Annotated in this window: 21 protein-coding genes; 7 read left to right on the forward strand and 14 right to left on the reverse strand. The window is 46.2% G+C overall.

Features of this window, described 5'->3' with window-relative positions; genetic code table 11:
• Positions 1–31: 31 nt before the first annotated feature.
• Positions 32–1393 (reverse strand): ABC transporter substrate-binding protein, encoded by a 1362-nt coding sequence (locus EH198_RS19260; RefSeq protein ID WP_124697150.1) that lies wholly within the window; start codon positions 1391–1393, stop codon positions 32–34.
• A complete protein-coding gene (locus tag EH198_RS19265) occupies positions 1394–2869 on the reverse strand; it encodes a glycoside hydrolase family 32 protein (protein WP_185702977.1) in 1476 nt (491 codons plus the stop codon).
• Between the two features lie 624 nt (positions 2870–3493).
• Between EH198_RS19265 and EH198_RS19270 the strand changes: the two genes are divergently transcribed.
• Complete coding sequence (locus EH198_RS19270) at positions 3494–4924, forward strand: radical SAM/SPASM domain-containing protein (protein WP_185702978.1); 1431 nt, start codon at positions 3494–3496, stop codon at positions 4922–4924.
• Between the two features lie 192 nt (positions 4925–5116).
• Here the strand turns inward: EH198_RS19270 and EH198_RS19275 are convergent, their stop codons facing one another.
• Complete coding sequence (locus tag EH198_RS19275; RefSeq protein ID WP_124697153.1) at positions 5117–6100, reverse strand: aldo/keto reductase; 984 nt, start codon at positions 6098–6100, stop codon at positions 5117–5119.
• A 191-nt stretch (positions 6101–6291) separates the two neighbouring features.
• On the opposite strand from EH198_RS19275, the gene EH198_RS19280 reads away from it, so the two are divergent.
• Positions 6292–7209: an AraC family transcriptional regulator gene (locus EH198_RS19280; RefSeq protein ID WP_124697154.1), complete on the forward strand. Its 918-nt coding sequence runs from the start codon at positions 6292–6294 to the stop codon at positions 7207–7209.
• Between the two features lie 193 nt (positions 7210–7402).
• On the opposite strand, the gene EH198_RS19285 is transcribed toward EH198_RS19280, so the two are convergent.
• From EH198_RS19285 to EH198_RS19295, 3 genes are read right to left on the reverse strand one after another with little or no spacing between them, the layout of a single operon-like run.
• Positions 7403–8791, reverse strand: coding sequence for a PTS transporter subunit EIIC (locus tag EH198_RS19285; RefSeq protein ID WP_124697155.1), 1389 nt, complete (start codon positions 8789–8791; stop codon positions 7403–7405).
• A gap of 13 nt (positions 8792–8804) precedes the next feature.
• Positions 8805–10130 (reverse strand): glycoside hydrolase family 32 protein, encoded by a 1326-nt coding sequence (locus EH198_RS19290; RefSeq protein ID WP_124697156.1) that lies wholly within the window; start codon positions 10128–10130, stop codon positions 8805–8807.
• 58 nt (positions 10131–10188) lie between these two features.
• Complete coding sequence (locus EH198_RS19295) at positions 10189–12381, reverse strand: alpha-galactosidase (RefSeq protein ID WP_124697157.1); 2193 nt, start codon at positions 12379–12381, stop codon at positions 10189–10191.
• Between the two features lie 187 nt (positions 12382–12568).
• Here EH198_RS19295 and EH198_RS19300 point away from each other — a divergent pair, with 187 nt between their 5' ends.
• Positions 12569–13402: an AraC family transcriptional regulator gene (locus EH198_RS19300; RefSeq protein WP_124697158.1), complete on the forward strand. Its 834-nt coding sequence runs from the start codon at positions 12569–12571 to the stop codon at positions 13400–13402.
• Between the two features lie 28 nt (positions 13403–13430).
• Positions 13431–13562, forward strand: coding sequence for an AraC family transcriptional regulator N-terminal domain-containing protein (locus EH198_RS19305; protein ID WP_246014458.1), 132 nt, complete (start codon positions 13431–13433; stop codon positions 13560–13562).
• 47 nt (positions 13563–13609) lie between these two features.
• On the opposite strand, the gene EH198_RS19310 is transcribed toward EH198_RS19305, so the two are convergent.
• The 4 genes from EH198_RS19310 to EH198_RS19325 form a co-directional block, all read right to left on the reverse strand.
• Positions 13610–14782 (reverse strand): MFS transporter, encoded by a 1173-nt coding sequence (locus EH198_RS19310; protein WP_124697159.1) that lies wholly within the window; start codon positions 14780–14782, stop codon positions 13610–13612.
• 21 nt (positions 14783–14803) lie between these two features.
• The gene (locus tag EH198_RS19315) at positions 14804–15787 is read right to left on the reverse strand and encodes an aldo/keto reductase (protein ID WP_124697160.1); all 984 of its coding nucleotides are present in this window, start codon (positions 15785–15787) and stop codon (positions 14804–14806) included.
• A gap of 106 nt (positions 15788–15893) precedes the next feature.
• The gene (locus EH198_RS19320) at positions 15894–16736 is read right to left on the reverse strand and encodes an SDR family NAD(P)-dependent oxidoreductase (protein ID WP_124697161.1); all 843 of its coding nucleotides are present in this window, start codon (positions 16734–16736) and stop codon (positions 15894–15896) included.
• 31 nt (positions 16737–16767) lie between these two features.
• Positions 16768–17097, reverse strand: a complete 330-nt coding sequence (locus EH198_RS19325; protein WP_124697162.1) for a carboxymuconolactone decarboxylase family protein — start codon at positions 17095–17097, stop codon at positions 16768–16770.
• 191 nt (positions 17098–17288) lie between these two features.
• On the opposite strand from EH198_RS19325, the gene EH198_RS19330 reads away from it, so the two are divergent.
• Both EH198_RS19330 and EH198_RS19335 read left to right on the forward strand, forming a co-directional pair.
• The gene (locus tag EH198_RS19330) at positions 17289–17834 is read left to right on the forward strand and encodes a TetR/AcrR family transcriptional regulator (protein WP_124697163.1); all 546 of its coding nucleotides are present in this window, start codon (positions 17289–17291) and stop codon (positions 17832–17834) included.
• Positions 17835–17966: 132 nt separating this feature from the next.
• Complete coding sequence (locus EH198_RS19335) at positions 17967–19007, forward strand: NAD(P)-dependent alcohol dehydrogenase (RefSeq protein WP_124697164.1); 1041 nt, start codon at positions 17967–17969, stop codon at positions 19005–19007.
• A 170-nt stretch (positions 19008–19177) separates the two neighbouring features.
• Here EH198_RS19335 and EH198_RS19340 read toward each other — a convergent pair whose 3' ends face one another.
• The gene (locus tag EH198_RS19340; RefSeq protein WP_124697165.1) at positions 19178–19915 is read right to left on the reverse strand and encodes an SDR family oxidoreductase; all 738 of its coding nucleotides are present in this window, start codon (positions 19913–19915) and stop codon (positions 19178–19180) included.
• Positions 19916–20100: 185 nt separating this feature from the next.
• On the opposite strand from EH198_RS19340, the gene EH198_RS19345 reads away from it, so the two are divergent.
• A complete protein-coding gene (locus EH198_RS19345; protein ID WP_036598170.1) occupies positions 20101–21000 on the forward strand; it encodes an AraC family transcriptional regulator in 900 nt (299 codons plus the stop codon).
• A gap of 292 nt (positions 21001–21292) precedes the next feature.
• Here EH198_RS19345 and EH198_RS19350 read toward each other — a convergent pair whose 3' ends face one another.
• From EH198_RS19350 to EH198_RS19360, 3 genes are all read right to left on the reverse strand, one after another.
• Complete coding sequence (locus EH198_RS19350; protein ID WP_124697166.1) at positions 21293–22048, reverse strand: MurR/RpiR family transcriptional regulator; 756 nt, start codon at positions 22046–22048, stop codon at positions 21293–21295.
• A gap of 109 nt (positions 22049–22157) precedes the next feature.
• Positions 22158–23861 (reverse strand): alpha-glucosidase, encoded by a 1704-nt coding sequence (locus tag EH198_RS19355; RefSeq protein ID WP_281278023.1) that lies wholly within the window; start codon positions 23859–23861, stop codon positions 22158–22160.
• On the reverse strand, positions 23854–24276 hold the full coding sequence (locus EH198_RS19360; protein ID WP_124697167.1) for a PTS sugar transporter subunit IIA: 423 nt from the start codon (positions 24274–24276) through the stop codon (positions 23854–23856). Before EH198_RS19360 ends, EH198_RS19355 begins: the two co-directional genes overlap by 8 nt.
• Positions 24277–24290 lie beyond the last annotated feature (14 nt).

Raw genomic sequence — 24290 nt, forward strand, 5'->3', positions numbered from 1 at the left:
CGAATTGGGGTCGGCCGGCTGTTTAGCGTGGTCATTTGAAATATTTCGGCGCGTTTTCTTTAATAGCTTGATCCATTAATTCCGCAAAATCATCCGGAGTATGGGCTCCGAGAGCCAAGGCATTCAACTCGTTGCCGAGCAGCTCGTTCGTGGCCGGGTCGAGGCGTGTATCCCACGGCACTGCGAAAACGCTTCCGGATTTTGCGATTTCGTCTTGGATTTTATAGAAAAGCTCCGGCATCCCTTGCGTTTGATCCAGCGAATAATTGAAAGGCGAGAATTGTCCTTTTTTCGTATAGGCTTCCGGATATTTATCCAGGAGGAATTTGACGAATTCCTTCATCGTATCATCGAAGGTTTCTTGGTTGAATGCAACGCCGATGCCGGAGTTGATGAAATAATCGTTCTCAGCCGTCTTGGCGCCATCCGTCATGGGAAGCCGGAAAAATCCGATGTTGTCCTTCATTTCCGCGCTCACTTTATCATTTGCGAAATTCATAGTTTCCCATGAACCCATGTAATAGATGCCGGCTTTGCCTGCCAGGAACAAATCGCGCGCTGCGGTGTAATCCGTTGCAGTGAACCCTTGTTGGAAATATCCTTTGGTCCCCAGTTCGTGAACGAACTTAATGCCTGCCATGCCGGCGGGATCCTTGAAGGATGCCTTGCCTTGCTTTACATTCTCGATAAAATCATTGCCGGTCATGCGGAAAGGTTTATAAGCCAGGTACCGGAGAACCGGCCATTTGTCCTTGCCGTCGACGGCAATCGGCGTAATCCCGCCCTGCTTCAGCGCCTCGGCAACCTTAATGAATTCATCGAACGTCTTCGGCGGTTCAAGGCCGAGATCCTTAAACATCTTGATGTTGTACCAGAATACCTCGATTCCGTATTCGAGCGGGAAAGTGTACATGCTGCCGTCTGCGAATTGCTGATATTGCAAGGCAACCGGACGGAACTCGTCGTATTTCCCAAGGTCTTGCAGCAGTTTTTTCATATCCACGAGCTTGCCTTTCTCCACCAGCTTGGAAGCATAGGCATCGGGATCGGTATCAAACATAGCGGGCATCTCGTTGCTCGCAATCAATGTACGCAGCTTCTGCAAGTATGACGGACGATCGCCCGTGCCTTCCAGAACCAGTTCGAATTCCGGATGCGTTTTGGAAAATTCGTCCGCAATTTCCTTTACGGTAACGGCCGGAGGGCTGTCTACGCCGCGGGCAACGAACCATTTGTACGTTTTCTTGTCCGCCTTCTGCCCCGCGTTCGCGGGAGCTCCCGAACCATTTTCCGCAGCGCCGCCTGTATTACTGCCGCCTCCGCAAGCGCTTACTAATACCGTTACAACGACAAGCGATAACGCGAGAACCAGCCATTTGACGTAACGTTTCATCTATTTGACCTCCTGTTCGCTTGGAACGGATAAAGCTGCCTGTTCGAATTGCGCCCGGCCTTCCTGGACAAAGCAGCCCCAGCTTCCTGTCTTCAAATTATAAAGGCGTGTCGTCATGGCGACCCGGTCAGCCAAGTACACGACGCATACGGAATTCTCGACCACGATCCGGATATCATAAACCCTATCCGCTTGCAATTCAATCGGCACTTCCAGCTCAACCGCATGGGGGCGATCTCCATCGATGTGCCATTGCGCCTCGCCCTTCACCCTTCGGGGCCACATGTCGAATACGAGGCGGTTATGCATCGGTTCAAGGCGAATGTAATAGGCTTCATCCAGATCCTCGCTTGCACGGAGCATAATGCCGCAGCTTCTAGTCCCTTCGGAGAAGGACAGCCGGGCTGAAATCTTGCAAGTTTCGGGCATGGAGCCGGCTGATATGCAAGAGAAGGTTTCGTCAGCCGCTGTAGTTATGCGTCCCTCAGCCTCCTTCCAATTCCCGATCCGCGAACTCCATTCCGCCGCCTGCTTATTTGCAAAATGATTGGAAACTGTCTCAGGTATGCGAACCGTTAACGTTCCGTCCGGTTCTTGGACGACCTCGTGCACAACCAAATTGCCGGCCCACTGCCAGTCTCCATAATCGTCCTCCTTCTCTTTGCTGGGGTCCCAGCCGAACGCGTACCGCTTGTTTCCGTCACTCCATGTTTTCGCGGCATAGAACGCTCTGGCGTCAAACGCGTCGTTTCTCGGCGCCGTCCAAGGCCCGCTCAAAGATTTGCTCATACGGTAATGGGTGACGAACCGGTCCGAGAATGTGGAGTAAACCAGATACCACCATTCCCCGATCCGGAACAAGTCCGGGCATTCGTGTGTCACGTACATTTTCGGATCCCAGAACGGCTTGCGGATTTCCCATTTCCTAAGATCCTTGGAAGCGCACAATCCTATGCAGCCCCGGCGCCGGGAGGGGCCTTCCTTGTTCCTTGCGGCGAGAAGCATCCAGTATTCTCCCGCCTCTTCGTTCCAGAACACGAAGGGATCGCGCCAGTCATGTCTTTCATATTGAATTCCGTCCGAATAGAAGGTATCTTCGGGAATTTTCCGCCACGATTCCATATCAGTGCTCACGGCGTGCATAACGCATTGGAGCGGCTCGCCGTCCTCCACAAAGTCCGGGTACGGATTCAGGCCCGTGTAGAACAGATGGAATTCACCTTCGGCTTCAATGATGGAGCCGGTATAACAGTTCAGGTCTTGCTCGCTTACGCTTCCATGCTTCAGCATTTCCCCTTTTTCTTCGTAGTGCACGAAATCGCTTGTGCGGAGCTCGAACCAGGAAGTTCCTTCTCCGTGAATGTTCTTGTTCTCCCGCCAATCATGAAGGTAGAACAACCGGAATGTACCGTCTTTGTAGAAGGGGATGAGGTCTCCCACCCAAGCCCCCTCCGGCTTGTAAAACAAGTTCGGCAATGTATGCAACCCCTTTCATTTATCTTAAGTTGATTATAGAAGGATTTGAAAGCGCTTTAAATTCTAAGTTCTTTGTCATATGTTCAATATTTTTAGTTTTCCTGTCTATAGTTAAGACGCAGCGAAAATTTCCAAAATAAGGGTATGAAAAGCCGACTTATGTGAAAAAATATACAATATAGCTAAAGATGAGGTGAAAGTGATGAGTGAATTACAGGAACTCAAGGATCTTCTGTGCCAGTGCGGTCTCTCAAAGCGTCAGCTTCTAAAAGAGCTGATTGAGGCTGTCACAGACAGTAGGGCAATGTGCGGGCAGTGTGATGCGGGGTGTATCAATTGTCAAACGGGCTGCAATAATGGACCTACAGCAAAGTGATGCGCTGGTTTAAGGACTTCAAATCATAGAGGATGAGGTGACAGTAATGAGTGCGTTAAATGAAATCCGGGCGCTTCTTTCCGGATCAGGTCTCTCGAAGCGTGAGCTCTTAAGAGAACTCATCATGGATACGGTAACGGAGGATGAGGATGTATTAAGATGCACAATGGGATGTTCAATGCGCTGTACATCATGTTCTCCAGGATGCTCCAACGGAGGAGTAGCTAAATGATAGGGAGGTTATAATGATGGGACTTCTTCTAAGCCCCGAGGTGAAGCTGCGGCCTGACGGGGGAAGGTCAATCTTGTTTACCGCCAATCCGGGGGATAGCCCGCAGGAAGTATTTAAATTTCTCTACCCGCAGCAGGCTGTAATCCTCTCCTTATTTGACGGGAAGCGGGACCTGACTGCCGTTCGTGAAGCCGTGGCCTATCTCTTCGATCTGGATATTGAAGCTGCATCTCAGCAAGTGGATACCCTGCTGGCTGTTCGGGTAAATGATGAACAGACCATGGAATCCTTGATCATCGAAGCTTCCGGTATCAACTCGGATCAGGCACGGATTTACGATCCCAAGACTTTTATCATTCCGGAACAGATGATCGATATGGATGATACCCGGTGCAAAATGCCCTATACCTTGCTGGTACTCCCGACCATGCGTTGTGTGACCAATTGCAGGTATTGCTATGCTGATCGTGAGGGATTTAGAGGAAAACAGGAATTGGATTTAAATCTGTACCGCCGCCTGTTGAAAGAGGCCCGTGAGTGCGGTATAGAAACCGTCGAGTTCTCGGGGGGCGATTTTTTTTGCCGGGAGGATGCTTTTGATTTCATTGAAAGCACTCTGTCTGCCGGTATGTATCTCAATATACCCACGAAGTATCCTTTATCCAGAAGTATGGCCCAGCGGCTCGCGGCAACCGGACTATCAACCATCCAGGTTAGTATTGACGCTCTGAACCCGGAAATCATTGACCGTCTCATGGGGCTTACCGGCTATGGGGAGAAAATACTGCAAACGCTCGATTACTTGGGTGAAGCGGGAATCAAGGTTCGCACCAACACCGTGTTAACCCCGGTTAACATCAAGGATGCCGTATCCCTGGCGCGGTATTTGATGAAGAAGCCTTATGTGCTGAGCAGCAATTTTACTTGCTACGGACGTTCCTTGTATCGCCACGACGACAGCCTGTTTTGTTCCCCGGAGGATATAGAGATTTTCGAGGAAGAATTCAGCAAGATCAAAGAGGAATTTCCGGACAAAGTGAATTTCAGCGGCAATAATGATAATCCCTATGCCGGAGATGAATCGATAAGGAAGAAAAACTTTTGGGAAAGAGCTTATTGCACGGCTAACCGGCGCGGTGTTGTTGTGCTGCCAGACGGTAAGGTAACCATCTGCGAAGAGCTGTACAATCAACAACATTTTATTATCGGCGATTTAACGGAACAGACTTTGCTGGAAGTGTGGAATTCGCCAAGAGCTTTGGAACTTGCGTACCCGGACCAGGCTGCGGTTTCCAACGGACCTTGCCGTGATTGCTCCGATTTCCGGCGCTGTCATGAGGGCCTGGGAAGATGTGTCAGGGAAGCTCTTAAAGCTTATGGATATGATCAGCACTATGCTCCAGATCCCCGTTGTCCCCGGGCGCCTGTGGGCAGACGTTTGGCGTAAAATAAGCCGTAAGGCCTCTCTTTTAAGAGGGGCCGGCGGCTTTTTTTCTAAGTATACCCTTAACTGAACTCGCGACGGAGGGGCAATGAGAACCACAGCCCATCCAGCCATGCCAGCTCCTCTTCCGTTAATTTATCCGTGTCGGCGTCGCGCAGGCTCGAGTCCAGTTGCTCCGGGCGGCTCGCTGGCCGTTTAGCTAAGATTCCCCATAACCGGGTGCGGTACATAAGGCTCCTCCAGGCTCGCCATTTCATCAGCATCCAGCTTCACCGACAGCGCGGCAACGGCGTCCTCCAGGTGATGGGGCTTTGTTGCGCCGATGATCGGGGCGGTAACCGGCTCCTTTTGCAGGACCCATGCAAGGGCAACCTGCGCGCGCGGAATGCCCCGTTTGGCGGCAATCTCGGCCACTTTCTCCACAACCTTGCGGTCGGCATCGGCCATTTTCGAATAAAACGCTTGTCCGACTGCGTCTTTCTCCGAACGGGCCGTCTGTTCCTCCCAATCCCGGGTAAGCCGGCCTCTGGCTAGCGGACTCCACGGAATAACGCCGATTCCCTCTTCCCGGCAAAGCGGCAGCATCTCCCTCTCTTCTTCCCTGTACAGTAAATTATAGAAATTCTGCATGGAGACAAACTTGGTCCAGCCATTGCGCTCAGCAGTATGCTGGGCTTTCAGGAACTGCCAGGCGTACATAGAAGACGCTCCGATATATCTGGCCTTGCCTGCCTTTACGACGTCATGGAGTGCCTCCATCGTCTCTTCAATCGGTGTCGTATTATCCCACCGGTGGATCTGGTACAAATCGACGTAGTCCGTACCCAGCCGTTTCAGGCTGTTATCAACTTCACTCAGAATCGCCTTGCGGGAAAGTCCCGCACCGTTAGGGCCCGGACTCATACGGAAAAATACCTTCGTCGCGATGACCACCTCATCCCGGCGGGTATATTCCTTCAGGGCGCGTCCGACAATTTCTTCGCTTGTTCCGTCGGAGTACACATTTGCCGTATCGAAAAAGTTAATCCCGAGCTCCAGCGCTCTTTTAATGAAGGGTCTGCTCTCCTCTTCATTCAGTGACCAGGGAGCCATTCCGCGTTCTGGCACCCCATAACTCATGCAGCCAAGACATAATCGGGAGACTTCCAGACCGGTACGGCCAAGTTTGACATATTCCATAAATGGCACAACTCCTTTGTTTGGTATAGGCCTCATTCCGCCAAGGCAGGGCATACCCTTATTATCCAATAAATGAAAAAGGGCCGCTATCCCATTTGTCTTAAATTCTTGCCTAATCCTCTCACTCCCATTAACGTCACCGGCGCAGATGCTTTATAATTGAGCAAGAGAACACCAACAAGGAGGAGCCTATGTCTGAGGAAATGCGAGACCAGAGGGATGAACTCGTCAAACGGATCAAGCATCATACCGGCCGGGACGGAGTTCACAAGACCGCAATTCCCTCTTTATATTTTTTCCGCAACTCTAATTTGACCAAGCCGGTCCACAGAGTGTACAACCCTTCCCTTTGCTTCATCGCTCAAGGCTTAAAAGAAGTACTGCTGGCACAGGAGCGGTTCGAATACGGTCCGACAAACTACCTGATTTCATCCATGAATCTGCCGGTGATCAGCCAGGTCATCAAAGCTTCTCCCCTCATTCCGTATTTGAGCTTCAGGCTTGAATTTTCACAGAACCAGATTTTGGAGGTTATCAATGACTCCGACATTCAAATCGCTTCGAAAGAATATGCCAAGCGGGCATTGTTTGTCGGCAAGATAGAGAGTTCTATACTGGATGCGATACTCCGTCTAACCCGGTTACTGGACCATCCGAAAGACATTCCGTTCCTTGCTCCTATCTACACCAATGAAATTCTATACAGGCTTCTGCAAGGGCAGTATGGCGCAGCGCTCGCCCAAATCGCCATGGAAGGAAGCAGCACGTACCGAATCCGGGACGCTATCGAGCAAATTATTAATAACTGTAATAAGCCTTTGCGCATTGAAGAGCTTGCCGAAACAGCCAATATGAGTATTTCTACGTTTCACCGGCACTTCAAAGAGGTCACTGCGATGAGCCCGATTCAATTTCAAAAACAGCTGCGCTTGCAAGAAGCCCGGCGCCTTCTGCTATCCGAGTCGGCGGACGCCGCCGATGTCGCATTCCGGGTAGGCTACGAGAGCGCATCCCAATTCAGCCGGGAATATTCCCGTATGTTCGGCGCTCCTCCCAGAGCGGACATCAAGCGTCTGAAGGAAAAGTATGACCATCGGCTGGACGCATGAGTTGGCTGTTCGTGTACCGAAATAAAAAGAGAAACCCAGGGTCTTTGAGAAAGACCGGGTTTCTCGACAAGCTGAGCAGAAAAGTTATCCTTTCTGCTCTTTTTAATTTAAACTTCATTCAATCTTATTTAATTTTGGTAATTTTCTTTCGCGTTAATCAGTTCATGATTTGACATAATGCCAGTTTTACTAGTTACTTGTGTATTTTTTTCTCCATAGAATTTTGGTAACCTATTGTGTAGGTCAAAATAAAAGCCACAGAGAAAGCGACAACGTTTACAAGAATATAAAGGGGCAATTGGTTATTCAAGTAAAGTAATATTCCAGGAATAGCTGTTAGCGCCATTCCAGTGGCTTTTAAATGTAAAATAGAGGCTAAAAATCCACCAACTCCTCCACCGATCATCGACATAATAAAAGGTCTCACTAAAGGAAGTGTTACACCAAAAACTGCTGGTTCAGTTATACCTAGAGCTGCGGAAAAACTAGATGGATATGCAATTTGCTTCAACTGTCGGGAACTTGCTTTGATTGCCACGGCTAAAGCTGCTCCGGCTTGAGCAACATTCCCAGGTGAAATCGGATTCAACGTATTCCAACCCGTCTGTGTGAGCATATTGATTTCCAAAAAACTTATAATGTGGTGAATCCCAAAGATCCCTAACAATTGACTGAAACTACCATATAGTAAGCCGCCAAGACCAAATGGCAACTCAAGTAAAAACTCAACACCGTGTAACACAAGTATTTCAATTTGATGAAAAATAGGTCCAATAATAAATAGTGCTAATGTAATAGAAGAAAGAAGCGTCAAGAATGGAGTTAAAATAAGATCAAGTGAATTCGGAATTTTCGTTCGTAAAAACTTTTCAATTTTAGAACCCACAATCCCTATAATAAATGCGGGCAGTACAGAACCTTGATATCCCAAAACTTTAATAAAGCCGAAAAATACTAATGGTTCTGCTAAGTTCTGTCCTACTTCGTATGCATTTGGCAATCCTGGATTAACAAGCATTAGTCCGATTACAATGCCTAATACTGGGCTGCCTCCAAATACTCTAAACGTTGACCAACAAATTAGTGCAGGTAAAAAAGCGAAAGCTGTGTCCGTTAAAACCTGTGTAAATAACAATAGTTCTTTAGGAACACTTTCAGGTGTTAAGCCCACTAATCCTAAGACGGCTTCCTGGGTTAGCAAACTTCTCAATCCCATAAATAAACCGGTTGCTACCAAGACAGGTATAATAGGAACAAAAATGTCTCCAAAAATTCGAACTGCTCGCTGAAAGCGATTTCCTTCTTTTTTAACAGAAGTCTTATTTTGAATGTTCCCATCCAATAACTTCATAACTTCCGCATAAATTTTATTAACTAATCCGGTTCCCAAAATAATCTGAAATTGACCAGAATTAAAGAAACTTCCCTTAACTTTATCAAGTTTCGCAATTTCATCAGCATTAATTTTTTCTTTTTCAACGGTGATAATCCGCAGTCTTGTAGCACAATGTTCTACAGAATGGATATTTTCGCTTCCACCGATTAATTCTATAATCTTTTTGGCCAATTCTTGATCATTCATATTATGCTCTCCTTCAAAATGAAAAATAGAGTAATTCACCTTTTTGCTGCAATCCCACATATTTCACACTTAAATTTTCTTCCTCTGTAAAGTATCTCAATGAAAAAACGCATTCTCCATCATTCACGAAAATCTCTATAGAGGAGTTATCGCTGTAAATACTCATTTGGGACAGGCTTTGGACCTGTTTTACTTTCGTTTCCTTTTTACCGGTTACCCAATTCTCCCGCGTGACAGAGAATACGTTTTTCTTACTGCAATAATGAATTTCTACTGCACAATTTCTTAAAAACAATTTAAAATCAGCAGTACAATCTTTTCTACTCAACTCTAGTTCAAATCGCCCACTCTCTAATTCAAAACAACCTTGGGAAGATGTAAATCTCTGTTCACGTTTTCTCAGTTGTTTTACCTCTTCAATTGGTTTTTGTTTAATTTCCCCATTCTCCCGTGTTATAACACGTGGCAAAGTCAAACAATGCAAGTAACCATATTGTTTAGTAGGGCAAAGATACTCCTCATTCTCAGACATTCGGGACATCCATCCCACCATAATTCGTCTCCCTTTAGGATCGAAAAAAGATTGAGGTGCATAGAAATCAAATCCATAGTCAAGTAACTGTAAAGAGCTTTTTGGTAGAAATTTTTTTGCTTTTTCATCAAATTTTCCAGATATAAAGGCTGCATAACTAGAAACTTCCGTTAAATCATCTTCTTGTTCTGGTCTCACTTGAGGACAGCAAACCAATATATCTGTTTCATCATCTATTGAAAATAAATCCGGACACTCACACATGTTGTCTAATCGCTCATCATACAAAATATTTTCATATTTCCAATGCAACAAGTCACAAGAAGAATAGAGAGCTATCGCGCCTTTCTGCTCTTTCGTTTGAGCACCTACTATCATCCACCAATTGTTCTCACCTCTCCAAACTTTTGGATCTCGATGGTGTTCCGTAAACTCCGGGGGCGTTTCAATTGCACGTTCTTCTTTGATAAAAGTCTGACCATTTTTAGATGTACTGATGCACTGATAGCTTTTTCTCTCCCCGTTATTTTTGGTGTTTCCGGTGTAGAATAAATACATTTCTCCATCATGTTCTATACTGCTGCCTGAATAAACACCATCTCGATCCAACTTTCTATCTGGAAGAATAGCAGAACCTTGGTTGTTCCAATGAATCATATTGGCTGAAGTAAACACCCCCCACTCTTTGTATTGATGATTCGTATCAAACCGATTCCATTGGTGGAAAAAATAATACTTATCTTTGAACCAAATGAGTCCATTCGGATCATTTAATAAACCTCTGTCCGGCTCAATATGATATGTCATTTTATAAGGATTCCTCAAAAAACATCCCACTCTCCAACATAAATTTACTGAATTTCATTTACACACTATGTTTTTTAAATCTCCAGAACATACTTGAAAAGTCTTGCTTGATTGTTGACAGCGTAATACCAACATTCATCAGCTCATCTCCTCCAAACAACTCTCCTGACTCAACATTTTCATAAACATAATCTGGATGTAACCCTTTAAATTTTATCGTTCGAAGTGGAGCTGCCGGTTGTGATAATACTTTGAAATAATAAGCTGCTGCTTCTGATTGATCTTCGGAAACAAAGTTCCATGCAGCTTCATTTCCATCAAAGGGGTTAAATATTCTATAAAATCTGCCAAATTGAATAAGTGGCCGAATCTCTTTATACAAAGCAATTTGTTCTTTAACTGCTTCTTTTTCTTCCTCTGTTAACTTCGTTAAGTCCAGCTCATAACCAAGGTTTCCAGACATGGCGACATACCCTCTTGTCTCAAGAGGAGTCATTCTTCCAACTTGATGATTCGGGACAGATGAAACGTGCGCCCCCATTGTAATCGGCGGATAAACAAGACTTGTACCATATTGAATTTTCAAACGACAAATGGCATCTGTGTTATCGCTTGTCCATATTTGCGGCATATAATAAAGCATCCCTGCGTCAAAGCGACCTCCACCACTTGAACAACTCTCAAACAATATATTTGGAAATCTCGCTGTAATTTCTTCCATAATTTTGTACAATCCTAATATATAGCGGTGAGCGGTTTCACGCTGTCGTTCAGGTGATAACGCCATTGACCCTATATCCGTCATATGACGATTCATATCCCACTTTACATAGGTTATGGGAGCATCCGATAAAATATCTGATAACGCTTTAATAACGTAATCACAGACGTCCTGTCTCGATAAATCCAAAACGAGCTGGTTCCGTCCTAACGTATGAGGGCGATCCGGTACTTGTAAACACCAATCTGGATGAGTTCGATATAATTCACTATCTATAGAAACCATTTCAGGTTCAAACCATAGGCCAAACTCCATACCAAGATTACGAACACGGTTCGCAAGATCAGCTAAACCATTGGGAAGTTTACGCTGATTGACTACCCAATCCCCTAACGAACTTTTACTGTCATCACGTTTTCCAAACCATCCATCATCTAGTACAAATAGTTCTATTCCTAATTGATTTGCTTCATTGGCAATTTGTTCAATTTTCTCTGCGTCAAAATCAAAATAAGTAGCTTCCCAATTATTAATTAGAATCGGACGTACCCTATCTCGAAATGGAACGCGGCATAGCCTTTTACTATATAAATCGTGATAAATTCTGGACATATCACCCAAGCCTTTTGCCGTGTAAACCAATATAACCTCAGGCGTTTGAAAGGTTTCCCCCGGCTCTAACAACCATGAGAAATCGAAAGGATTAATCCCTATAGATACTCTTGTATTGCGATATGGGTCCACTTGGACTTGTGCGGTAAAATTTCCGCTATAAACAAGGTTAAACGCATACACTTCACCTTGATCTTCATCTGTTCCTTTTCTTACTAATGCCAAGAACGGCGCTTGTTGAGGACTGCTGGCTCCCCGGCAACTATCGACCATTTGAATTCCCGGTACAATTCTACGTCTTTCAATATTTTTTTCATTAATATGGGCACCATACAATGTGATTAATTCAAATTCATCATCACGGAAATCAACACTTGTACTTAGCGCTCGCAGTATTTTTAAATTTTGTGAGCCTTGATTATCAAACTGAACAGATCTGGTGATGACATCTCGATCTGCATACAAACTATATGCTAACGTAGCAGTCAGTCCCAGCATTCGGTCTTCCATAATGATTTCAAGTGTTTCCGCTTCGTTGTCATCCTCTACATAAGTAGATGGTAGCCCTTTCAATTTTGGTTTACCTTTATACATCCGATGTTTCTTATAACGAAGGTCTGTCACGATAGAGCCATTGTCTAATTGGATTTGATAAGCTGGAATTCTAAAATCACCATTTCCATATGCAGGATACTCCTGAGGCAGCGTATCTAGCGAGAATGTACGATCTGACGCATCCGGGTTAGGTGAAAACCCCCGTTCCATAAAGATAATTTTGTTGCTTCCACGATAGGAGTGAACTCTCTTCCCCCAGTATAAGTGGGCTAAATAGCCATCTCGTATAACCTGCATGACATAACTCGTGTTGTTCCCTTGCAAATGAAATAACAGTTGGTCATCATCGATGTAAATAGTCACAACAACCCCCCAGATAAGTAAGCATGTATACAATGTATACACCTTCACTATTGAATGAAATATATTGCATGACTTAATGCTTATGGATTCATTCTAATAGTTTTATTTCCATACTTATATGGAACTATGTAGACTCATTATGGTACGATGTGATAACTTGAAATCATTTTCAATTTGAGGTGAAACCATGCTTTTGAACTTTTCCAACAGTTCTCGCAACAATCTGGACTTGAATCTGTACACATGCGGGAGAGAAGCTTGTATAAATAAATATTCATATGGTCCAGCGATACGAAGCGGATACATTATTCACTATATTTTAAAAGGAAAAGGGATTTTTAAAGTTCACGATAAAATCTATCATCTTGGAAAAAATGAAGCGTTCTTAATTGAGCCAAACATTTTAATTTATTATGAAGCGGACGCCGATGATCCGTGGGAGTATACCTGGGTCGGATTTCAAGGGATAAAGGCCAAAGAATATCTGAACAGGACGAGTTTAAGTACAGACAATCCGGTGTTCTCTCCTTATGATGACAAGAGATTAGCCAGTTGTATTGAACACCTCATTGCAGCATCAAAGAACAATTCAAATAGAGACCTGCTGTTGAATTCAAAGTTATATGAGTTTTTATACTTATTGTGTGAAATGTATCCGAACCGTGAAGTCAATATTGCAGAGAGACAACAAAAATATATCGAAGAAGCCATGCTTTTTATTGAACAAAATTATTCTCACAACATTACCATCCATGAAGTTGCAAAATATATATCGATTGACCGCTCCTACCTGCACCGCTTGTTCAAGCACTATCTGAATAAGTCTCCGCAAGAGTTTCTGCTGAATATAAGAATGGAAAAAGCATGTCAGTTGTTAAGAGATTCTTCTCTAAAAATTGGAGATATCGCCCGTTCGGTGGGTTATAACGATGTTCTTCTATTCTCTAAAACATTTAAAAAAATGAAGGACTGCACTCCATCTGAATATAAAAAGGGGACTGCCCGGGCATCAGAGAATTAGGCAATCATTTAAGACAAATGACATTCAAATCGCTGCGAAAGAAAATGCCAAGCGGGCATTGTTTGTCAGCAAGATAGAGAGTTCTATACTGGATGCGATACTCCGGTTAACCCATTTGTTGGACAATCCGAAAGACAAAAAACTGCCCCAAATGAAATGATTCATTTGGGGCAGTAATCGACAGTAGCAAACGGGAAGATTTGTCCGTCACTTCGCCTCTATACTATTGTGGGACGAACGGGCAAAGCTAAATGAGGCAGCCGCAATACAGACAGCAACCGCGACGGATGCAGCCCCGGTCCAACTGACCGCCAGCATCGATGCGTTTCTCACGGCAATCCCCCCGATTCCGGCGGCCGCGGCTATGCTTAGCTGTAAGATAGAACCGTACAGGCTGAGCATGATTCCTGAGGCTTCCGGAGCAAGCAAGACCAGGTTATACTGCATACCCGGGCCGGATGACCAGGCCGAGAAAGCCCACAGCATCAAGAGCGGAATGGCGACGAAGGTTGATCCGGCGATCGTGGACAGTAACACAAGAGCGATGACATGGACAACCATGCCGCCCACAAGTGTTCGGGGGATACCGATCCGATCCGTCAGGAATCCGCCAAACTTGGAACCTACTAACGTAGCGATTCCGAAGGCAAAGAGAGCAACGCTCACTTCCCGTTCGCTCATCCGTGGAACGGTTAACAGGAAGGGGGCGATATATGAAAAAAGCACGGCATATCCTAAATGCCAGAAGAATATTACACCAAGGCCGATTACGATTTTCGGATTCTTCAAAAGAGCGAGCTGCTTGCCCAGAGGGACGGCTTCCTCGCCATTTGTGGCCGGAATCATTCGCGACACAGTGAAGATGGCCAGCAGGCTGAGAATACCGATCCCCCAGAAGATTACCCTCCAATCGTAAGCTGCGGCCACAACACGGCCAATGGGGACGCCGGCAATGAGGGCTGCACTGGCTCCCGTTATAACGGTGGCAATCGCCCCGGCCCGGCGTTCAGGTGAAGCCAGCCTTGACGCGAGCGTCTTGGCGATGGTGGCAAAAACTCCACTTCCTATAGCAAGCAGAACGCGAGAGAAGATGAGAAACCCAAAGCCGGGAAGGACGACAGTCAAAACGCTGCCGAGCATAATGACGCCCAGAGAAAGCATTAATAGCTTGCGCCGATCCATTTTCGCCATCGCTATCATTACAACAGGTGTGCCGATTGCATTGGCAATCGCGAATACCGTGATTAGCTGTCCTGCCGACGATACCGAAATATGGGCGGAGGCCGCTACTTTATCCAAAATGCCTGCAATGATGAACTCCGATGTTGCGGTCATGAAGGTAATGAAGGCCAACAAGTAAATTTTCCAGGTGTTGTTCATGTTTTATTCGTCACTGTGGAGTTATGTCCACATCGGCAGCAGCGTTTCTCCGCGGTCCGTTGCGGGCGTAGGAGTAACCGAAAGCGAAGAGATTTCATCGCGCCATTCCGGAGTCATGTCCACATCGGCCGCGGCGAGCGAATCCTCAAGCTGTTCCAGGTTTCTTGCCCCGATAATCGGAGCCGTTATCACAGGATGCGACATCGCCCAGGCGACGGCTAGCGTCGAGGGCTTCACGCCGCGCTCCGAAGCATGTGCAGTAAATCGGTCGGCTACGGCATAATTCATTTCATCCGCGTAGCGGTCCGTATATCTTTTTTCTTCAACCAACCGCCCCTGCTCCGGTCGTTTGTTCACTCCATATTTACCTGTAAGGAGTCCGGCTCCAAGAGGACTGTAGGAAATCACTCCAAGTTGTTCGGAAGCAGCGAGCGGCAAAATTTCCACCTCGGCTTGGCGCTTAACCAGGTTATACATCGGCTGGATCAATTCAAAACGGGCAAGCTGCTCTTTTGCAGAAATCCCCAATGCCTTGGCCATTTGCCAAGCGGACCAGTTGCTTACTGCCGGATAGAGAATTTTGCCCTGCGCCTGAAGGTCGTCAAGCGCACGGAGCGTTTCTTCCATCGGAGTCTTTTCATCGAACATATGCACAAAGTAAAAATCGATGCGGTCTGTCTTCAAGCGACGCAGACTATTTTCAACTTCGAGCATAATGTGGCGGCGGGAGAGTCCCCCGGCATTAACATCTTTCCCCATGGGATAGAACACTTTGGTGCTCAGTACAATCTCATCCCGGCAATCCGCAATACACTCTCCCAGTATCTCTTCAGACCGTCCCCCACTATAAACATTCGCTGTGTCAAAAAAGTTAATACCCGCTTCACGGCTGCGCTTGAACATAGCTTTGGACGTTTCTTCATCCGCATTGCCGCCAAAAGACATCGTACCGAAGCATAAATTCGAGACCTGAATCCCCGTCTTCCCTACTGTGCGATATTTCAATTTGAACCCTCCTTAAATCCCATGCTTGCTGCGTGGGACGAATAATCTTCTCACTGATGGCTAACTCGATGACGCGCCGGTCCGGCATAGATATCAGCCCGCGCGGTTAAGCTTCCTTGTACGCAAGGGAAGCCGACAGATCACGGTAGGCGTTGATCTGCTGCTGGAGCTCGGCGACCTTTCGCTCGGCTTCGGCGATCGCATCGGCACCAGCGATCCAGCGCAGCGGCGGCTCCTCCTGGCTCGCGATGGTAATCAGCCCCTTGGCGAGCTTGGCGGGATCGCCGCCCTGCTTGCCGTTCTGCTCCTCCCACCAAGACCGGGTTTGAGCATTCCGCTCGGCATAATCCTCGATGGACAGTTCCGCGTAGGTCGAAGACTCCGGCTTAAGCAGCTCGGTTCGGAAGAATCCAGGTTCGACAATGGTCGTTTTGATCCCGAACGGTGCGATGTCGTAGTGCAGCGACTCCATCCAACCCTCAAGACCGAACTTCGAGGTGGCGTAGGCGGCACAGAACTCATAGCCGACGAGGCCGGCGGTCGAGGAGATGGAGATAATATGGCCGGAGCGGGCCTTGCGCATCACGGGCAGGACTGCCCAGGTAACGTTCATTGGGCCGATAAGGTTGGTGGCGAGCTGACGCTCGATCTGCTTCGGGCTCAATTCCTCGAAGTAACCGAGATAACAGTTGGCGGCGTTGTTAACGAGTACATCGATCGTTCCGAACCGGTCAACCGCCGTCTTGACGGCGGCTTCGGCGTCGGTTGGGTTGGTTACGTCCAGCTTCACAACCAGCAGGTTCTCATCCTCGCCAACGGCCTCGGCCACCGCGTCGGTACTGCGGCCGGTGGCGACGACCTGGTGTCCGGCCGCAAGGGCGGCCTTGGCGATGTCCACGCCCATGCCGCGTCCTGCACCAGTGATAAACCAAACTTTTTTGTCAGACATATTTTTTCCTCCTGTATGGTGGTGGTGTCCCTTATTTCCCTTTCAAAAACACTTCTTTTGCTACCATAATGGCAGACATGGCCTTCGGCCATCCCGCGTAAAAAGCAAGATGGATAATGACTTCTTTAAGCTCTTCTTCCGACAGACCATTCTCTTTGGCTTTGTTCAAATGAAATCCCAGTTGTTCCGTATTCCCGCCGGCGATCAGGCTGGCTACGGTAATCAAGCTGCGGTCACGCGGAGCCAGCTCCTTGCGTTCCCATACATCGCCAAACAGAACATCGTCGGTAAGCTCTACGAGCTTCGGCGCGAAATCTCCGATCGCTCTTTGTGCGCCTGTAAGTTCTTTTTCATTAGACATTTTCCTACCATCCTTCCCTCATATAATAAACATTAAATCAATAATAATTCTTGATGTATTAATGAACTCACGTCTATAATTATAAACAGCTCCAGAATGTATGCAATTGTCAGATGGGAGCGATTTGTCAAGTAATGAACAAATACTTTATAGGTGTTAATTATTTTTTTTAGAAAGTAGGGCGGCCTTTCATGTCTAAAGTGGATCGAAGAATACTCAAAACGCAAGAAGCGTTGAAAAAAGCTGTTATTGAATTGATGTCTGAGAAAAATTTTGATGACATTACGATACAAGATATTTCCGACAGGGCGAATGTGAGCCGCGGGACCATCTATCTTCATTACATGGATAAATATGATTTGCTGGATAATCTCATGGAAGAACATATAAACGTTCTAAGGGAGAAGTGCAGAGCGGCATCTGAATTGGAATTTACCGAATCGACTCTTATCTGGACCGAATACTTTGAACGTCATTATTCATTCTTTTCCATGATGTTAGCGAGTAAAGGCGCTCCTTATTTTCGTGGTCGGTTTCTTGATTTACTGATCGAAGAATTAAAGAATGAGGCCGATGTAATCAAAGGAAAGAACGAGGGATTAAATGAAGAACTTCTCGTTAGGTTTGCTGCATCTGCTTTCGTGGGGGTAGTGGAATGGTGGTTTATGAACGAAAAGCCTGTCCCGCATCAGGTCTTGGCTAAACAACTGGGGACATTATTAGAAAGAAATTTATAATCTGTTCATTAATGAACAAATGCAGTTGATTTGACAATTGCAAGCAGTATGAATTCGTTTATAATAATAAACATATGTATATTAAAGTATCGATGTTATTTATCTTTAGGAGCAAAGGAGTAGTGAAAAAACATGTGTAAGACTCATGTTCTAAGTGTCCCAAGTGCAAAAGCGACATTTGAAAAGACCACTATTGAACGGAGAGAATTGCGGCCGGACGACGTCTTAATCGATATTAAGTTCTCCGGGATTTGCCACTCCGACATCCACAGTGCATTCGATGAATGGGGCGGCGGAATTTTCCCAATGGTTCCTGGTCACGAAATCGCCGGAATTGTGGCAGCAGTAGGAACAGAAGTTAGCAAATTCGCGGTTGGCGATCGCGTTGGCGTCGGCTGCTTTGTTGACTCCTGCGGAGAATGCGAATACTGCCTTAAAGGTGAGGAGCAATATTGTACGAAAGGCTTTGTCGCCACCTACAACTCCCTGGACTATGACGGCAATCCGACATACGGCGGATACAGCCAAAAAATAGTGGTAACAGAACGATTCGTTGTCCGGATTCCGGACAGTCTGGAGCTGAATGTGGCAAGCCCGCTGCTGTGTGCAGGCATCACGACATACTCTCCTTTGAAGCACTGGAACGCCGGTTCGGGCAAGAAAGTTGCCATTGTGGGAGTGGGGGGTCTTGGCCACCTTGCGATCCAATATGCGCATGCCATGGGTGCTGAAGTCACCGTCCTGAGCCGGTCTATCGGTAAAAAAGAGGAAGCCCTGAGCTTTGGCGCCGATCATTACTTTGCAACGAGCGATCCCGCCACATTCAAAACATTGGCCAGTCAATTCGACCTCATCTTAAATACCGTGTCTGCAAATCTTGACGTTGATGCGTATTTATCGCTGCTTCGCATCGATGGAACGCTTGTCAATGTCGGTGCGCCGGCCGAGCCGGATAAGTACCAGGTATTTTCCTTGATCATGGGCCGCCGCAGTATCGCAGGCTCACTCGTTGGCGGAATCCGGGAAACGCAAGAGATGCTCGATTTCTCCGCGGAGCACGGCATTGCCCCCAAAATCGAGGTGATTCGCGCGGACCAGGTAGACGAAGCGTATCAGCGTGTCCTCCGCAGCGATGTGCGTTATCGATTCGTTATTGACGTGTCTACGTTGTAATTCATAAAGATGGGGCTGTCCCCAAAGTCGTCGTAGATGACTTAGGGATCGCCCCATCTTTTTGAAATAGATGGATAAATTTTGTTGTTTCTTTCGTCTATATGGGAAACTATGCTAATAACAGTTCCGAATTAGAGGCCGGTAGACCGCCTCAGTACTTTCTACAAAACTCAATTGAACCCGCCGTTTACGCGAATCGTCTGACCTGTTATCCAACGGGCTTTGTCGCTGACGAGCAACTCGATCGCATTCGCGATGTCCTCCGGTTCGCCAAGCCGTCCAAACGCATTCATTCGGCGGTACGAATCAATTAACTCCTCTGATTTGCCGTTCAAGAATAACTCGGTTGACACTTGCCCGGGCGCTATGCAATTGATGACGATGTCTTTCGGACCGAATTCCTTTGCCAACTGACGGGTCAACTGCTCGACCGCACCTTTCGTTACAGCGTAGACGCTGTACGTTGGGAGCATCGCGCCCGACACGGAGGTCGAGAAGTTGACGATCGTCCCGCCTTTTGCCATATGCTTCATTGCTTGTTGACAAGCGAAATAAGTCCCTTTCACGTTGATCGCGAAATTCCGGTCAAACATCTCCTCCGTCACATCCGCGATAGCCTTACATTCCATGACGCCGGCATTATTGATCAGAATGTCCAAGCGTCCAAATCGCTCAATAGTCTCCGAGAATAACGCTTCGACTTCATTCACCTTGCTCACATCGGCGCGGATTGCCGCCGCTTCACCACCGAATTGTTCAATCGTCTTTACGACCTCGTCCGCTTTCTCCTGATTCGAAGAATAATTGACAACCACTTTCGCGCCGGATTGCGCTAATTGGATGGCTACTTGCCGTCCGATACCCCGCGACGCCCCAGTGATGATCGCGACTTTTCCATTCAAACTCATTTCCATTCTCTCCTTTATTTTGATTTTGGCCGATTGGTTTTCCGCCGTGCCCGACCTTGTAAACTTATTATATTGAATGTTTGTATTAACCCGTTAGAACATACCTGTTCAATCCTTGCCTATTTCTCTTCTGTCTCGTTATTATAAAAGTAAACCATACCCTTTCTGGAAAGGAACTCGCAAACATGGACGAATCACTGCGAATGGAGCAAGCCTTGCAACAATTGGCGCTCTTGATACGTCGCCATGCTCCGTCGAACGGCACGCATCAGACGTCCGTGCCTTCTTTGGCGTTAATGCATACCACACAGTTGTCAGAACCGCTGGAATCTGTATATAAGCCATCCATTTGCGTCGTGGCGCAAGGGGCGAAAACGGCTACACTGGCCGACGAAACCTACCGATACGATCCTTCGACTTACCTGGCCACTTCCGTTGAATTGCCGATCATCGGCAAAATCATCGAGGCTTCGCCCGAGATCCCGTATTTAAGTTTGAAACTGAGCTTTGACCCCGACGTCATCCTGGACATCGTGAAAGAGACGAATCGTCCCGTTATCGTTCCCGTGGAAGCCTGTCGCGGCATAACCGTGAACCGAACGTCTCCCGCATTACTCGAAGCCATCGTGCGGCTCATGCAGTTGCTAAACGAGCCTGAGGACGTTCCGATTCTGGCGCCGCTCGTCATCCGCGAAATTCTGTATCGAGTGCTTCAAGGCGAACAAGGCGCGCGCATCCATCAATTCGCGATCATTGGCAGCCATGCGCACAACATCGCTCAAGCGATCCAGTTGATTAACCGGCAATACGACCGTCCGCTCGTGATCGAGCAGCTTGCAAAGTCCGTAAACATGAGCACGTCGGCGTTTCATAAACATTTCAAGCGCGTCACGGCGATGAGCCCGTTGCAATACCAGAAAATGGTGCGTTTGCAAGAAGCCCGGCGCTTAATGTTGACGGAGACCGTACAAGCTTCCGATGCGGCCTTCCGCGTAGGCTACGAGAGCCCGTCCCAGTTCAGCCGAGAATATGCCCGTATGTACGGTCGACCACCGATGCTGGATGTTCAGGAGCTTCGCGGTTGATCGCGAGCTCCACTGTGCTTGGCTGAATTCCATGAATGGCAGCAAGAGAAAGTTTGGCATAGACAAAAAACAGGGCCTTGACGATTGATCGTCAAGGCCCTGTTCTCCATATAGTCCGAGTGCGTAGGCGAGTTCCTCCTGTTCTTCCTCGGTCAACTCCAGCTTCGTCTTTTTACCCAATTTTCTCTGCTGCTGAATGAATCCTGCCAGGTAGCCACCCATGCCCCTCTCGGGGCACAATAGATTAATGAAAATTTTTGATGACATTACGATACAGGATCTTTCGCTCTTATTATTCATCAAAGAGAATAAACTCACGATATTTTCGCGCAATGACATCCAGTATCACTTCTAACCCAATCAACGAATGAACGACTTGCTTTTGATAACTTGGCAATGGAGTTGCTTCAAAAAAGAATGAATAGTCGGCATGCTCGGTCAAAAAATTACTTCCGAATTTCGTAATGGCTGCAATCGTTACGTTTTTTATTTTTAACGCCCGAACGACATCTTTTATCATTTCTGTTTCGCCGCTAAATGAAGTAAATATAACCAAATCGTCTTCCGTAATAATAGAACTATTAATCGCCAAGTTTGTCTCGCCTGAAATCAATATATTTTGTCGATTCGCAATCATTAAATCCTTGGAAAATTCTTTTGTGAAATTATTCTGTGAGAAACCGGTGGCGTATAAAAAGACCATGCGTGCATTTTTCAACTTCACCAGGAAAGGCTGGAAATTCGTTTGCTCTACATATCGAAAAATCCGGTCTAAATCCCGTTTTAATAATAGAGTCAAATCACTGGGCTCAAGTGAGGATAGGGTCATGTCCGACCTGAGAGCATACTTCAATTCTGAAAATCCATGATATCCCAGCTTTTTTGCCAAGCGCAGCACCGAACTTTTTGAACTAAGCAATGCCTCGCCTAATTCGACGATATTCATGCTAATGACATCTTGGGGCCGATTGGTTATGAATCTTACCATTTCTTTTTCAGAATCGGTCAAATCGTCATAATGTATCTTTACACGCAAGTCAAAATCCATAAGCAACACCATTCCTGAAAAATGTATTGGATCAGATCCTTTTTTAGTATACAGCAAAAAAGACTAGTAAGAGGCAATTCTCTACTAGTCTAGTCCTATTGTCAGTTCTTTATTCTTCAATAAAATAAATTACAGCTTCATACGGACGAAGCTCCAGGTTGCCCAGCTCTTTCCGGGTATCCGGATAATTGGATAGTAACAATCTGCCGAAGGAGTGCTTCAGCTCCTCAGGCAATTTATAATTAACTTTTCTCTCGGAGAAGGAGCAGATGACTACTAACTTCTGCTGATCCAGGGTACGCGTATACCCGTAGACAGCGGAATCGTATGGATGAATCAGTTCATATACTCCGTCAACCACAACCGGAAGCTCTTTCCGTAGACGGATCAGTTCTTTGTAATGGTAATACACCGAGTTTGGATCGGCCAAGCAATCCTCCACATTAATCCAGTCGTTATCCGGGCTGAAATCAATCCACGGCGTTCCGCTTGTAAATCCATAATTATCCGATCCATTCCATGGCATCGGTGTGCGCGCATTATCACGCGACTTCAAGAAGATGGACTCTTTAATGTACGCTTCCGGAAGTCCTTTTTCCTCAAATTCTTCCTTCATACAATAGGTTTCAATATCCTTATACTGATCTGAAGAAGCGAAGCGGACATTGCGCATTCCCAGCTCTTCTCCCTGATAAATATAAGGCGTACCTTTCATCATATGAAGGAGGGTTCCTAACATTTTTGCAGATTCTACCCGATAGGTTGTGTCATTTCCAAAGCGGGTAACTGCACGCGGCTGATCATGATTGCTCCAATAAAGGGAGTTCCATCCCCTGCCTTCCAGTTTGTCCTGCCACTCTGTCATAACGTCCCGTAAATCGCTCAGCTTGAAACGGATGTCTGAGAATTTTCCAAAGGGTCCGTAATCCAGATGCATGTGATCGAAATGGAAGACCATATTTAATTCCTTCCGATCCGGGTCTGTGTATAAAACCGCTTGGTCACTATTTGTATTTGCTGTCTCTCCAACGGTCATAATGTTATATTTGCTTAATACTTCTTGATTCATTTCATGGAGAAATTCGTGGACACGCGGTCCATTAGAAGCACCAATATAATACGATTTGGTATAGATTGCATCCTCCGGTGCATCCGGCCAATCCTGACGTTTACTGATTAAGCTGATTACATCCATCCGGAAACCGTCGATTCCCGTCTCGAACCAGAATTTCATCATATCATAAATCGCTTCACGGACCTTGGGATTCTCCCAGTTCAAATCCGGCTGTTCTTTGGCAAACAGATGCAGATAAAATTGTCCGCGGCTCTCGACATACTCCCAGGCCGGACCGCCAAAGGTCGAGCCCCAATTCGTGGGCACACTTCCATCTTCTTTTGGGTCTTTCCAAATGTAAAAGTCTGAAAACTCATTGTCCCGCGATTCACATGACTTCTTAAACCATTCATGCTGATCGCTCGTATGATTAACCACCAAGTCCATAATAATCTTAATATTTAAGAGGTGCGCTTGATCCAAAAGCCGTTTAAAATCATCCATCGTCCCGTATTCGGGATTGATATTATAATAATCTGCAATGTCATATCCATTATCCACCAGGGGTGATTGATAAATCGGATTCAACCAGATCACGCTAATGCCCAAATCCGCTAAATACGGGAGTTTTTCAATAATTCCGTTTAGATCACCTATACCACTTCCAGTTGTATCTTTAAAACTTTGCGGATAAACTTGGTAAACGACGCTTTTTTTCCACCAATCTTTTTCATTCATCATCTCATTCATCTCATTCATCTTCTTCATCATCTTTTGGCATATTGGCGACGAAGTCATTTACATATACTAACTGTTCCCTTGCTTCATTCACGGCATTAAGAATTTGATCGGCTGTTAAATATTCATCATCAGGCTGAACCAGTACGGAAATGATAACCGGTAAATTTATTCCCGCTATGATGTGGAAGTGCGGGTGGGTCATATATGGTGCGAATGCCTGATTAACCGATCCTCCGAGCAAGTCCGTGAACACCACTACTTCATCTTCTTCCCCCACATCGCCTAACAATTCTTTGACTTCTTCCTTAACCGGTGTGTTGGTCAGGTACGCTGAAAGGGCATGAACATTACCTATACCTTTAGTTATATAGTTTAAAGTTTCTTTTATACCTTCTGCCATTCTATCGTGGCTGGCAATGATAATTTTTCGCATATGTTTGGTTCCCT

The organism is Paenibacillus rhizophilus, from assembly GCF_003854965.1.
In the GTDB taxonomy this organism is placed as follows: Bacteria; Bacillota; Bacilli; order Paenibacillales; family Paenibacillaceae; genus Paenibacillus_AQ; species Paenibacillus_AQ rhizophilus.